The 12435-nt window shown below is 73.2% G+C and carries 12 protein-coding genes; 6 read left to right on the top strand and 6 right to left on the bottom strand.

Features of this window, described 5'->3' with window-relative positions; genetic code table 11:
• Window positions 1-15 precede the first annotated feature (15 nt).
• The gene (locus ABTY15_RS15215) at window positions 16-1362 is read right to left on the bottom strand and encodes a DUF2254 domain-containing protein (RefSeq protein ID WP_350583265.1); all 1347 of its coding nucleotides are present in this window, start codon (window positions 1360-1362) and stop codon (window positions 16-18) included.
• Window positions 1363-1491: 129 nt separating this feature from the next.
• On the bottom strand, window positions 1492-2322 hold the full coding sequence (locus tag ABTY15_RS15210; RefSeq protein ID WP_350583256.1) for a DUF8686 domain-containing protein: 831 nt from the start codon (window positions 2320-2322) through the stop codon (window positions 1492-1494).
• A gap of 497 nt (window positions 2323-2819) precedes the next feature.
• Here ABTY15_RS15210 and ABTY15_RS15205 point away from each other — a divergent pair, with 497 nt between their 5' ends.
• The 6 genes from ABTY15_RS15205 to ABTY15_RS15180 all read left to right on the top strand — a co-directional run bounded on the left by ABTY15_RS15205 (window position 2820) and on the right by ABTY15_RS15180 (window position 6250).
• Window positions 2820-3167: an XRE family transcriptional regulator gene (locus ABTY15_RS15205; protein WP_350583248.1), complete on the top strand. Its 348-nt coding sequence runs from the start codon at window positions 2820-2822 to the stop codon at window positions 3165-3167.
• Window positions 3168-3462: 295 nt separating this feature from the next.
• On the top strand, window positions 3463-3696 hold the full coding sequence (locus ABTY15_RS15200; protein WP_350583242.1) for a heavy-metal-associated domain-containing protein: 234 nt from the start codon (window positions 3463-3465) through the stop codon (window positions 3694-3696).
• Window positions 3697-3886: 190 nt separating this feature from the next.
• A complete protein-coding gene (locus ABTY15_RS15195; protein WP_350583230.1) occupies window positions 3887-4258 on the top strand; it encodes a hypothetical protein in 372 nt (123 codons plus the stop codon).
• A gap of 216 nt (window positions 4259-4474) precedes the next feature.
• Complete coding sequence (locus ABTY15_RS15190; RefSeq protein ID WP_350583223.1) at window positions 4475-4780, top strand: GNAT family N-acetyltransferase; 306 nt, start codon at window positions 4475-4477, stop codon at window positions 4778-4780.
• The gene (locus tag ABTY15_RS15185; RefSeq protein WP_350583213.1) at window positions 4777-5280 is read left to right on the top strand and encodes an OsmC family protein; all 504 of its coding nucleotides are present in this window, start codon (window positions 4777-4779) and stop codon (window positions 5278-5280) included. Before ABTY15_RS15190 ends, ABTY15_RS15185 begins: the two co-directional genes overlap by 4 nt.
• A complete protein-coding gene (locus ABTY15_RS15180) occupies window positions 5273-6250 on the top strand; it encodes a pirin family protein (protein WP_350583204.1) in 978 nt (325 codons plus the stop codon). Before ABTY15_RS15185 ends, ABTY15_RS15180 begins: the two co-directional genes overlap by 8 nt.
• A 67-nt stretch (window positions 6251-6317) precedes the next feature.
• Here the strand turns inward: ABTY15_RS15180 and ABTY15_RS15175 are convergent, their stop codons facing one another.
• From ABTY15_RS15175 to sbnB, 4 genes are all read right to left on the bottom strand, one after another.
• Window positions 6318-8441, bottom strand: coding sequence for a hypothetical protein (locus ABTY15_RS15175; RefSeq protein WP_350583194.1), 2124 nt, complete (start codon window positions 8439-8441; stop codon window positions 6318-6320).
• A complete protein-coding gene (locus ABTY15_RS15170) occupies window positions 8438-10237 on the bottom strand; it encodes an HSP90 family protein (protein WP_350583188.1) in 1800 nt (599 codons plus the stop codon). Before ABTY15_RS15170 ends, ABTY15_RS15175 begins: the two co-directional genes overlap by 4 nt.
• 138 nt (window positions 10238-10375) lie before the next feature.
• Window positions 10376-11302 carry a hydroxyacid dehydrogenase gene (locus ABTY15_RS15165; RefSeq protein WP_350583175.1) on the bottom strand — a complete coding sequence of 309 codons (927 nt, stop codon included), beginning with the start codon at window positions 11300-11302 and terminating at the stop codon, window positions 10376-10378.
• A gap of 72 nt (window positions 11303-11374) precedes the next feature.
• Window positions 11375-12397, bottom strand: a complete 1023-nt coding sequence (sbnB, locus tag ABTY15_RS15160) for a 2,3-diaminopropionate biosynthesis protein SbnB (RefSeq protein ID WP_350583163.1) — start codon at window positions 12395-12397, stop codon at window positions 11375-11377.
• Window positions 12398-12435 lie beyond the last annotated feature (38 nt).

Genomic DNA, 12435 nt, shown 5'->3' with positions numbered 1-12435 from the left:
CCCACCGGCCGGCCCTCAGCCCCGTCCGGTCATCGCCGCGTGGGCGGCCAGCACGGCCAGGTAGCGACGGTGGACGTCCGCGCGGTCGGCCGCCTCGGGCACCGACTCCCGGTTGAGGCGTTCGATCATCTCGGCCTGGGCCAGCAGCACCGGGCGCTGCTCCTCGGTCCTGGTCTCCGCCATGATCTCGGCGAGCGCGTCCAGCTGGCGGATCAGTACGGCCGGCATGCCGGCGGCGGCCTGGCGGATCTTCTCGAAGGCCCGCTGGACCAGCCGTTCGTAGCTCACCGGCGCGGTCATCACCCGGATGTGTCCGGCCGCGTCCCGGTGCACCGGGTCCGGGTGCCAGCTTGCGGCGATCCGACACAGGCCCTCGCCGAGCCAGTCGATGCAGGTCAGGGCGGTGAAGGTGTCGTTGACGGCGGTCGAGAGCGCCCGGATGGCGATCTCGACCAGCTGGTCGACGGCGAAGGCGATGTCCTGGGCGAGCGTGCGGGTCGAGCCGGTGACGTGGGCCCGGGCGAAGCTGCGCGCCACCTCGGGCGCCGCTTCGGCGGGCCAGACGGTGGCCAGCTGGTGGCCCTGGACCAGGAAGTGCCCCGGCCGGTGGTCCAGCCGGATCACCGCGTCGAGCTCGGTGGCCATCCGCACCAGCGTCCCGTGCCGGACGAACTGGAGGTAGCCGCTGGCCGGCGCCGGAACGGCCGCGCCCGCGGTGTCCAGCCGGGCGTGCAGCTCGGCCGCGGACGGCCCCGCCGCCACCCCGCCCGGTGACTCCGGCTCGCCCGCGCCCGCCTCGATCGCCTCGGAGAGCTCCGCCGCGATGCTCGCGATCACCCGGGGCAGCTGGATGGAGGTGGCGATGTGGTGGATGAAGTAGATCAGCACCGCCAGGTCGGCCAGTACCAGCGCCATGCAGACGGTGATGGACAGGTGCGGGACGAAGTCGCCGTGCTTGTCCGGTCCGATCACCACCAGCGAGAGGATCGCGTAGACGAAGGTGCCGACGAAGGTGCCCAGGGTCAGTTGGGTGGGGCGGTCCCGGATGAAGGTGCGCAGCATCCGGGGCCCGAACTGGGTGGAGGCCAGCGTCAGCGTCACGATCATGATCGAGAACACCACGCCGACCACGGTGATCAGCGCGGCCGCGATCGCGGCGAGGATCTGCCGGGCGGTGTCGGCGGTGCCGCTGATCACCCAGGCCGGCAGGTCGATGTCCCCGTGGTAGTCGGCCCGGTCGAGCGTGCAGGTGACCGCGAACAGCGCCCCGGCGAGCACCACCTCCAGGATCGGCACGACCCACAGGTTGGTCCGCAGCGCCTCCCGCCGCCACTGGGCCTCCAGGTGGACCCCACGGATCACGTCGCCCACCTCCCGTCCCTCGGCCCGGTCGATCATGCCGCCCACGGCCCCCGCCCGCGACCGCTGGAGCCGCCCACCGGCCCCGCCCTCACCCGTTCGGCTCAGCGGGTCGCCGGGCAGGGCTGAGCGTCAGCGCGGCGCCCGGCTCTTCCGCAGTTCGACCCGGGAGCCGCGCACCACGACCGCGGTCAGCGCGACCGCGATCAACGCCTCGGCCCAGAAGAACGCCGCGTAGTCCAGCAGCGAGCCGATCGGCGGGTTCCCGGGCGCCGCGTTGCGCATCCCCACCAGCGCGAACAGCGTCGCCGCCATCCACCCCAGGGCCGGCCAGACCAGCCCGCGGCGCTGCGCCGTGATCAGCCAGGCGGCCGTCAGGACGGCCAGCGCCAGCGCCCACATCGCCACGATCATGAACCAGGCGAGGATGAAGGTGCTGCGCGAGCGGCTCAGCCGCTCCGTCACCAGGACCGAGCCCTCCTCGGCCTGTTCGCCGCCGTTGCGCAGCACGAAGAACGGATCGGCGTTGATCAGCTCCAGCCGCACCGGCACCGGGCGGTCCCCGGCGGTGGCCACGAAGCCGACCAGCGACTGGTAGCGGTCGAAGGGGTAGTCCGAGACCCGCCCGGTCAGCAGGCTGAACGGCACGTTCTCCACCCCGATCCGCTGCCGGGCCGGGAACCTCAGCGCCGCGTGCTCCAGCGAGGTCGTCTCCACCTGGAGGTCCACGGCCGGGGCCAACGGACTGTCCGGCGCGGCCAACGCCCCCTGCGGCTGGGCCAGCACCTTCGTCGCCATCGACAGTCCCCCCGGATCGACCCGCTGCACGACCACCTCCAGCAGCAGGTAGTCCGCCCCGGCCGCCGGCCCGGCGAACTGCTCCCGCTCCCGGCTGGTCCGCTCGTTGAGGTACAGCCCGATGCCCGCCGCACAGATCGCGGCGATCACCACCACCTGCACCACCAGCCGCCACCGGCTCCCCCCGATCCAGGCCTGCGCCCCCGCAACCTCCTCACGGCGCCGACTCGTCGGCCGCGGAACCGGCACCCGCCGAACGGGCCGGACACGCAGACGGGGACGCCGCTCGGCGCCCCGGGGCAACGGGGAGGGCATGGAGACCCGCTTTCGGACCACGACAACGGGGACCCCCCACCCTCCCGATCCCCACTCACCCCCCGCAAGCCACACCCCCGCCCACAACCCTCCCGAGCGTCCCCCCACTACGCCACCCGGAGCACACCAACGGGCCGGAGTCGCTAAGGCAGGAGACTGGGACGGGTGGTACAAGGCCAATGTGCCGCTCGCCGACTCCGTCTACGAGGAACACCTCAACCGGCTCAAGTCATGAGCCAGCTAGATTGACTTGCCAACGCCACGCGCAACACGTCACGGCTATCCCCGCCAATGCCGACCCACAGGTCTGACCAGCCGCGAAGATCCACACATCAGAGGTGACGCTCATGTCCCGCCACCAGACGCCACAAGGAGATCCAGAAACCAGTTCCTGGGAGGAGCTGAAGGGCCTACTCGACTTCAGCGACGAGGAACAGCGCGACATTGACGAGCGCACCGAGGTCCTGCGAGCCGAGGTTCGCGCGTATCGGCTGGCCGAGATCCGCAAGCGCCAGCACCTCACACAGGCTGCGCTCGCCGCTCACATGGGGGTCAGCCAGTCGCGAGTTTCCGTCATCGAGAAGGGCGACTTGGAGCGCAGCGAGATCAGCACTCTCGCGGCCTATGTCGCCGCTCTCGGGGGACGTCTCAAGATAATCGCAGATTTCGGTGACGAGTCGATGGTCATCCGTTGACTGACGTCACTGTCCTCAGCATCTTGTGGGCCTCGCGTCGATGGACGACGCGAGGCCCACAAGCCAGAAATATCCTGGAGAATTCGGTGCGGCTTCATTCAACGGCCAACGGCCCGAACCGGGGAGCGTTGGTGCCGCCGCCTCGGTCTCCGGCGCGTAGTCGGGCGGGCGGCCCGATCGGTTCCCGGGTCCACTCGATGGTGTCACCCGGACGGCGTGCCGCTGGGCCGGCGCCCCGCCCGTGCGCTGTCGTGGGCTGATCACGTCGATCCACCCCCGCACCGGAGGCACCCGCATGTCCACCACCACCGAGCCCACCACCACCTTCGCCGTCGACGGCATGAGCTGCGGCCACTGCGAGCGGACGGTCAGCGCCGGACTGTCGGGCCTGCCCGGCGTCACCGAGGCGGCGGCCGACGCCAAGGCCGGCCGGGTCACCCTGACCCTGGCCACCGGGCGCGAACTCGACGAGGAGCAGGTGCGCCAGGCCGTCACCGAGGCCGGCTTCGCCTTCCTCGGCCGGATCTGAACCGGGCCGTCGGGGTGGACCCCGGTGTTGTCACCGGCAGTTCGCCCCGACCACGCCGAACTGCCGGTGCGGCACTACTGATCCGGACGTAGCTTGTCCAGGCTCCGTCAACCTTGGGCTTGTGGGCCCCTCGGTGATCACTGCACAGTCGGACCGCCCCGAAAGTGAACACCCGTTCCCAGGAGGTTCGATGATCAGGTCCGCACTCCAGCCCCGGGCCCGCCGGCTGGCGGCCCTCGCGGCGCCGCTGCTCGCGCTGGCCACCCTCGGTCTGGCCACCCCCGCGCAGGCGGCCACCGCGCCGAGCGTCACCGCGTTCTGCGACTCCGGCTACGGCACGTTCTCCTGTGGCGCCATCGCCAGTGGTGGCAGCGGGAGTTACGGCTACAACTGGACGGCGGTGCAGAACGCCGGCTTCGTCTCCGGCACCACCACCGACTCCGCCGACGGCAAGTGTCGCATCAACTACGCAGCCAGCGTGCAGGTGACCGTGACCGACCTGGGCACCGGCGCGACCACCACCCGGCAGGCCCACTTCTTCTGCTACGCGACCGCACCGTAAGGAGCAGCCGGCCGGAACGGCCGTGCCGAGCTCCGACCCCACCTGCCCGGAATCCGCCCATCGAGGGCGGATTCCGGGCCTTCCGTGGCGAGGGGTCCTCGCGGCGCCGGCCCACCTGCGGGCATGATCGGGGGAGGGTTGATCGACATCTAGTTGAAGGATAAACTAATGTCGACAGCGGGCCACCACCCGCGGCCCGGACACCCGGAGGTAACGATGACGACCACTGTGACCGACAACCCCGAGCAGTCGCGGTTCGAGATCACCGAGGACGGCGCCCTCGCCGGCTTCGCCGAGTACCACCGCTACGAGAACGAGATCGCGTTCATCCACACCGAGATCGACCCGGCCTTCGGCGGCCGCGGCCTGGCCGGCACCCTGGCCCGCTCCGCCCTCGACAGCGCCCGGGAGCAGGGCCTCGCCGTCCTCCCCTACTGCCCGTTCATCCGGGGCTGGATCGGCAAGCACCCCGAGTACGCCGAGCTGGTGCCGCAGGCGCAGCGCACCCGGTTCGGCCTGTGAGCGCCGACCCGGCCGCCCCGGCGGTCGCCGAGGGGTACGTCCGGTCCGCCGCCGTGGTCGCCACCAGCACCGCCGAGGACTACCGGGTCGACATCCGCTCCGGCCGCCACCGCCTCACCGCCGACGAACCGGCCTCGGCCGGTGGCGCGGACACCGCGACCACCCCGGTCGGCCTGCTGCTCTCCGCGCTCGGCTCGTGCACCGCGATCACCCTGCGGATGTACGCCCAGCGCAAGCAGTGGCGGCTGGAGACCGTCCGGGTGCACCTCGGCTACGAGAAGGGCGCCGACCACGCCGCCCGGATCACCCGGCGCATCGACCTGCTCGGCGACCTGGACGACGCCCAGCGCGCCCGGCTGCTGGACATCGCCGAGCGCACCCCGGTCACCCGGGCGGTGTCCGGCAACACCCCGATCGTCCCCGCGGACCGCCATCCGGCACGCCCCGCCGACAGGAGCACCGGCCCGTCCAGCGCAGAGGAGTCCGCCCGTCATGAGTGACCTCGCCCCGCCCGCCCCCGAGGCCGTCCCCGCCACCCTGCGCGGCGGACGCGCGGACGTCCCGGGCGGCCCCGTCCGGGAGCTGCTGGAACCCCGCGAGACCGCGCTCGGCGGCAACACCGTGGTGCGCCGGCTGCTGCCCAACCTGGGCCGCCGGATGGTCGGCGCCTGGTGTTTCGTCGACCACTACGGCCCGGACGACATCGCCGACGAGCCCGGTATGCAGGTCCCGCCGCACCCGCACATGGGCCTCCAGACGGTCAGCTGGCTGCACGAGGGCTCGGTGCTGCACCGCGACAGCCTCGGCAGCCTGCAGACCGTCCGCGCGCGGGAACTGGGCCTGATGACCTCCGGCCGGGCCATCTCGCACTCCGAGGAGTCCCCCCGCCCGCACGCCCGTCTGCTGCACGGCGCGCAGCTCTGGGTCGCCCTGCCCGACGCCCACCGGCACACCGAGCCCCGCTTCGAGCACCACCCGGACCTGCCGGTGGTGACCGCCGACGGCCTGCACGGCACCGTCATCCTCGGCACCGTCGACGGCGCCACCTCCCCCGGCACCGTCCACACCCCGCTGGTCGGGGTCGACCTGACGCTGCGCGAGGGCAGCTCGGCCCGCGTCCCGGTCGAACCGGACTTCGAGTACGCCGTGCTCACCATGGCCGGCCTCACCGAGGTGGACGGCGTCCGGCTCGAACCGGGCTCGATGCTCTACCTGGGCAGCGGGCGGCGCGAGCTGCCGCTGCGTGCCCTGACCGACGGCTCGCTGCTGCTGCTCGGCGGGGAACCCTTCGACGAGAAGATCGTCATGTGGTGGAACTTCATCGGCCGGTCGAACGAGGACATCGCCCGAGCTCGTGCGGACTGGATGACCAGCGACCGCTTCGGCACCGTCCACGGCTACGCCGGCGCCCGGGTGCCCGCCCCCGCGCTCCCGGCCACGCCGCTGAAGGCGCGCGGCCGGGTGCGCTGAACGGGAACGCTGAACGGGAGCGTTGAGCCCGCCGGGGAGGCCGCACCGGGCAGCCTCCCCAGGGGCGTCAGTCGTCCCCGTCCTCGCCCAGGTCGTCCTCGTCCACCTCGTACAGCTCCATCGCCTCGGCGGCCTCCTCGTCCGCGCCACGGGCCCGGAGGGCGCGGACCAGGACGATCGCCTCGGTCCAGGCCTTCTGGGGGTCGCCCAGCAGGGCTATCGCCGCCCGGGCCGCCTCCTCGGCGGCCTCGGGGGCGTCGAGCGCCAGGTGGGCCTCGGCGAGTTCGGTGAGGATGTTGCCGAGCTCCCCGGCTGCCTCGGCGAACGGCCGCCGCTCCAGGAGGGTGCGGGCCGTCCGCAGCCGGTCGACGGTCTCCTGGTGGCGGTCGATGCAGTCCAGGTGGCAGGCGTAGGCGCGCAGGAGGGCGGCGGCCGGCTGCACGAGGCCGTCGTCGACCGCCGCGGGCCCGTCGCCGAGGAGTCCGTCCAGGGCGGTGCGGATCTCGGCCAGCAGCTCCGCGAACGGCCCGGAGTCGGGCTCGGGATCGGCGCTCGGCTGACGGTTCAACGCGTCGGCGAGGGCGGTCAGCCGGTCAGCGGTGCGCCCGGCGGCGGCGAAGCCCCGGGCCGCGGACAGGAACCAGACCGGTGCCTCGGTCGAGCCCCAGCCCAGCCACTTGCCGAACCGGGCCTCCAGCTCGGGCCGCGGCGGGAGCCCAGCGCCCCCGGCCGACGAGGCCGCGGACGCCCAGGACGCCCAGGACGTCTTGGCCGCCGCGGACTCCAGCAGCTCCCGCAGCGCCGCAGTGGCCGCCCGCCATTCACCGACTTCCCGGTAGGCGCGGGCCAGCAGCCAGCGGCAGGCCGCGGCATCGGCCGCCAGCTCCAGCCGGTCCAGCTCGCGGACCGCCTCCTCGGCCGCCTCCACCGCCTCGGCGAACCGTTCCTCCTCCAGCAGCTCCGCGGCCACCACCGCCCGGGCGCGGGCCGCCTCGACCGGCCGCCCGGCCGAGAGGTGCGCCCCGACCTGCGCGAACAGGTGGCGGATCCGCTCGTCGGCGCCCACGGTCAGGTCCCGATCGGCCGGGGAGAGCGACACCGGCTCGCCGATCGGCCCGGCGCTCATCCACTCCCGGATCCGGTCGCTCTGGTAGCCGCTGCCGTTGCGGGCGTCGAACCGGGCCGCCGTCGCCAGCGCCCGCACCCGGAGCTCCGCGGCCAGCTGGTCCACCCGGGTGTCCGGGCGCCGCCCGCCGTCGACGGTCGGGAAGCGCAGCAGCCGCCCGCCCTCGCCCCGGGCCTCGACCTCGGCCAGCACCGCCACGGCCGCCGCCGCGAACTCCATCTCGCTCAGCGGGCTGCGCGGCCGCTCCAGCCAGCTCAGGTGGCGCTCGATCAGGTCGAGCCCGCGCCCCGGGTTCCCGCTCTGCGCGCAGAACCGCACGTTCAGCGCCAGCTCGCCCAGGTGGTGCGGCCGGTCGCGGACGCACCGGTACGCCACCCGGTGCGCCTCGACCGCCTGGGTGCCGCGGCCGGTCCGCAGGTAGGGCAGCAGCAGCTCGGAGTTGACCCACTGCGGCTGCTCGGAGCAGCCCGAACGGCGGGCCGGCTCGCCGACCCGGATCGCCTCCTCGTCCCGCCCGAGCGCGACCAGGGCGCGGACCTGGCTGCTCGGGACGCAGCCGGAGCAGTCGGAGAGCGAGTCCCGCGAGGTGAGCGCCATCTGCTGGTAGTACTCCTGGGCCTCCTCCAGCCGGCCCAGGCTCTCCGCCAGCAGCCCGCGGTGCTGGAGGACGGCGTGCATGCTGTGGCCGCCCCGCCGGTACCGCCGCTCCATGTCGTCCATCAGCTCCGCCGTCCGGGCCAGCGGGATCTCCGGGAACTGGTAGGCGTTGTAGATCATCCACTTGAACTGCCAGAGCAGCGAGTGCTCGTGGTGCCCGGCGAAGCGCCCCGGCTCGCGGTCGTAGGCGGCCAGGCACCAGGAGAAGGTGAGGAAGGCCTTGGCCGGCACCCCGCCGTGCACGAACACCCGGGTGGCCTCCATCCGCACGTCGAAGGCGAACTCGACCAGGCCGAGGGCGTCGGCGTGCCGGATCACCTCCTCCAGGGCGGCGAACTTCGCCTGGCCGGCCGGCATGCCCCGGACGTTGCGGTAGAGCTCGCGGACCTGCTGCTCGGTACGGCTCACTGCACGCCCCCGGAGACGGCCCGGCCGATCAGGCCGAGGAAGGACTGGTTGAGCGCCGCGGTGTCGGCCGGGCGCAGCGGGTGGTGGCCGAGCAGCAGGGCCTGCACGTACAGGCCTTCCAGGCACATCGCCTGGAGCTCCGGTTCGGCCAGCGCGAGCACCTGCCGGGCCAGCGGGTTGCGGTGGTTGAGGACGAGGCGGGGCCGGGGCTCGACCTCGCTGCGGAAGGTGTCGAGGATCGCCGCCCAGGTGTCGTCGACCTGCTCCCGGGTGGCGCGGACGTCCAGCTGGAAGGCGGTGTCGTCGTCCAGCAGGTACAGCGCGGGCAGGCCGGCCGGCTCGAAGGAGCGCACCAGCAGGTCGCAGCCCAGCCGGGACAGCACCCGGTCGGCCACCGCCAGGAACGGCACCAGCGCCTGCTCCTCGGCCGGGTCCAGCCGCTGGAGGTGGGTGGTGAGGTCCCCGGCGCGCAGCTGCTCGACCTCCACCTCCCGCTCCACGCCGGCGAACCGGTCGATCAGCTCGGCGTCGTAGACGTAGCCCGCGTTGACCACGGCGAGCCCCTGCGCGGCGGCCACCGGCGCCAGCTGGCGGAACTCGTCCAGCTGCGGGGTGTAGCGCAGCAGCCCGTACCGGGCGGTGAACTCGGCCAGGGTGAGCGGTCCGACGTTGGTCTCCATCGGCCAGAACTCGGCGACCAGCCGCAGCATCTCGTCGTCGTGCAGGGCCAGCGCCTTCACGCCCAGGTGGTGCACCCGCAGGAAGGCCCGCAGCCGGGCCGGCTCCTGCACGCTCAACCGGACCAGCCAGCCGCGCAGTTGGTCGCCGAGCGCGTCGCGGGTCGCCGCCAGCAGGGAGTCCTCGTACAGCGCCTCGCGGCTGGCGGTGGGCCGCAGCTCCGCGGTGTCCACCACGCAGCGCACGAAGAAGGCCCACTCCGGCAGCAGCCGCTCCGCCCCCTCGGCCAGCAGCATCTGCTTCAGGTAGACCCGGTGCGCCGCCGGGACGGCCGGGTTGGCCGGCATCGGCAGGACGAACGCGACGCCGCGCAGACCGGCCTCCGCGGTGGCGACGTCGAGCACGTCGAAGGGCGTGAAGCCGAAGACCTCCGCGCAGTACGCCTCCAGCCGGGCCCGCCGCTCGGCCCCGCTCTCCTCGTCCGGACGGTCCCAGGGCGCCGGGCCGCCGGTGACGAGCTCGCCGTCCACGGTGACGGGCTGGGGCAGCCGGGCGCCGTAGTGGGCGACCAGTTCGGTCACCGCGCGGCGGGTCAGCAGGTGCTCGCACCCCGGGCGGGGGCGCAGTGTGACCGTCGTCCCGGCCTCCGGGCGCTGCTGGTCGGCGGGCGCGGGCGCCACCGTGTAGCTGCCGTCGGAGCGGCCGTGCCAGAGCACGGTCGGCTCCCCCGCCCGGCGGGTGACCACCTCGATGGCGTCGGAGACCATGAAGCAGGAGAGCAGCCCGATGCCGAACTGGCCCATGAACTCGTGCCGGGCGAAGCCCAGGTCGTCCCGCTTGGAGCTGCGCCCGATGGTCGCGAGCAGCTCGTGCACCTGCGCCTCGCCGAGGCCGATGCCGTTGTCGCTGATCGTCAGGGAGCCGTCGCCGGCGGCCTCGCCGGAGGAGATCGCGATCCGGCCGACCGGCGTGGAGCCCTCCTCGCCGTGCCGGGCGGCGGTGATCGCGTCGACGGCGTTCTGCAGCAGCTCACGGACGTACACCTGCGGGCTGGTGTACAGGTGATGGCTCAGCAGGTCGACGATCCCCCGCAGATCGACGCGAAAGGTCTGGCTCACGAATTCTTCTCCCAGGTCGGCTGGGATGCACCTTAGGGGCGAACACCGACAGGGGGCAGCGAATATCGCGCACCAGAGCGAGGACCCCCGTCGCCCCGGCCGTGCGGGCCGGGGCGACGGGGCCTGGCCGGACAAGCTCTAGCCGAGCAGGGCGTCCCGGACGGCGCGGACGGCGTCCTGGCCGGCCCGCAGCTGCGCCTCGCGCGTCCCGGCGCCGATGTGCGGGGTGGTCAGGACGTTGTCCAGCCCGACCAGCGGCGAGCCGAGCGGCGGCTCGATCCCGAAGACGTCCAGCGCGGCGCCGCCGATCCGCTGCTCCTTGAGCGCCGCGGCGAGCGCGGTCTCGTCGACGATGCCGCCGCGCGCGGTGTTGACCAGCAGCAGGGTGGGCTTGGCCAGCCGCAGTTCGGCCTCGCCGACGATGCCGACGGTCTCCGGGGTGCGCGGCAGGTGGACGGTGAGCACGTCGGCGCCGCGCATCAGCTCGTCCAGCGGGACGCTGCGGGCGCCGTGCTCGGCGGCGGCCTCGGCGGTCACGTACGGGTCGTGGCACTCGATCCGCATGTCGAAGGCGGCCAGCCGGCGGGCGACCAGCCGGCCGATCCGCCCGAAGCCGAGGATGCCGGCGGTCTTGCCGGCGAGCTCCGAGCCGGTGAAGGCGGAGCGCTGCCAGGCGCCGGCCCGGACGGAGGCGTCCGCGGCCGGGATCCGGCGCAGCGCGGCGATGATCAGACCGACGGTCAGCTCGGCCACGCTGGTGATGTTGGACTCCGGCGCGTTGGCGACGGCGACCCCGGCCTCGGCCGCGGCCGCGACGTCGACGTTGTCGAGGCCGACGCCCGCACGGGCGACGATCCGCAGCCGGGGCGCGGCGGCCAGCACCTCCCGGTCGACCCGGGTGGCGCTGCGGATGATCAGGGCGTCGGCGGCCGGGACGGCCGCGAGCAGTTCCTCGCGGTCCGCCCCGACGCAGTGCCGCACGTCGAAGCCGGGGCCGAGCCCGGCGACGGTCTCGGCGGGCAGTGGGTCCGCGATCAGGACGACGGGCTGGGACTCGGTGTTCACGTTCGTGTTTCTCGTTCTGTTCGTGCGGTGCGTTCTGGTGCTGTTACTGGTGCTGGTGCGGTGCCCTACGGCTCAGGCGTAGCGGCTGAGGTCGTGGAAGAAGTTCTCCACCGGGGCGGCCAGGCCGCGGCGCAGGGCCTCGCGGTAGACGGTGCTGCCGACCGCGAGGTCGAGGACGCCGAGGCCGAACGGCGAGAAGACCAGCGGCCGGTCGGTCGGCAGCTCGACCGTGCCCTGGAGCACGTCGTAGAGCGTGCCGGCGATGAACTCGCGGTTGCCGGTGGCCTGTTCGGCCAGGTGCGGCGAGGTGTCGGCCTTCAGGCAGTGCTCGACGTCGTCGACGATGTTGGTGGAGCCGAGGATGATCTCCGGCGAGAGGTCACGCAGCGAGATGTGCAGCACCACCGGGTTGTGCGCGAACCAGGAGAGCTCGTGCACGTGCGGGGTGCCCGCCGTGGTGGCGAAGACCACCAGGTCGGAGGCGCGGACGGCCTCCTCGGCGGTCTCGGCGATGCCGATCTCGCCCTCCCGGCCCTGGCCGGTGAGGTAGCTGCGGAAGCCCTCGGCGTAGCGGGCGTCGGTGTCGAAGATGGTCACCTGGTCGAAGGTGAAGCCGCTGCCGTGCAGGTACTTCTCGATGTACCGGGCGATCAGGCCGGTGCCGAAGAAGGTGACGGTGCGCGGCGTGTCCCGGCCGGCGTGCAGCTCGGCGGCGGCCAGCGCGGCCGAGGCGGCGGTGCGGGTCGCGGAGATGATCGAGCTCTCCAGGCAGGCGAACGGGTAGCCGGTCTCGTGGTCGTTGAGGATCAGGACGGCCGAGGCACGGGGCAGGCCGGAGGTGATGTTGCCGGGGAAGCTGGAGATCCACTTGATCCCGTCGACGCCGAAGTCGCCGCCGATGGAGGCCGGGAGGGCGATGATCCGCGAGTCCGGGCGGTCCGGGAAGCGCAGGAAGTAGCTCGGCGGGTTGACGCTCTGCTGCTCGCCGTGCGCGATGTAGGCGCGGCGGACGATGTCGACGATGGTCTTCGGGTCGTCGAGGACCTCGTTGACGACGCCGCCGCCGATGACGGAGAACTGGGGTGCGGTGGACATGGGTTGCTCCTTGGGAGAGGGGGTGAAACGGGTGGGCC

Source organism: Kitasatospora sp. NPDC097643 (assembly GCF_040302625.1).
Taxonomy (GTDB): domain Bacteria; phylum Actinomycetota; class Actinomycetes; order Streptomycetales; family Streptomycetaceae; genus Kitasatospora.
This window is presented reverse-complemented; position numbering and strand designations above follow the sequence as displayed.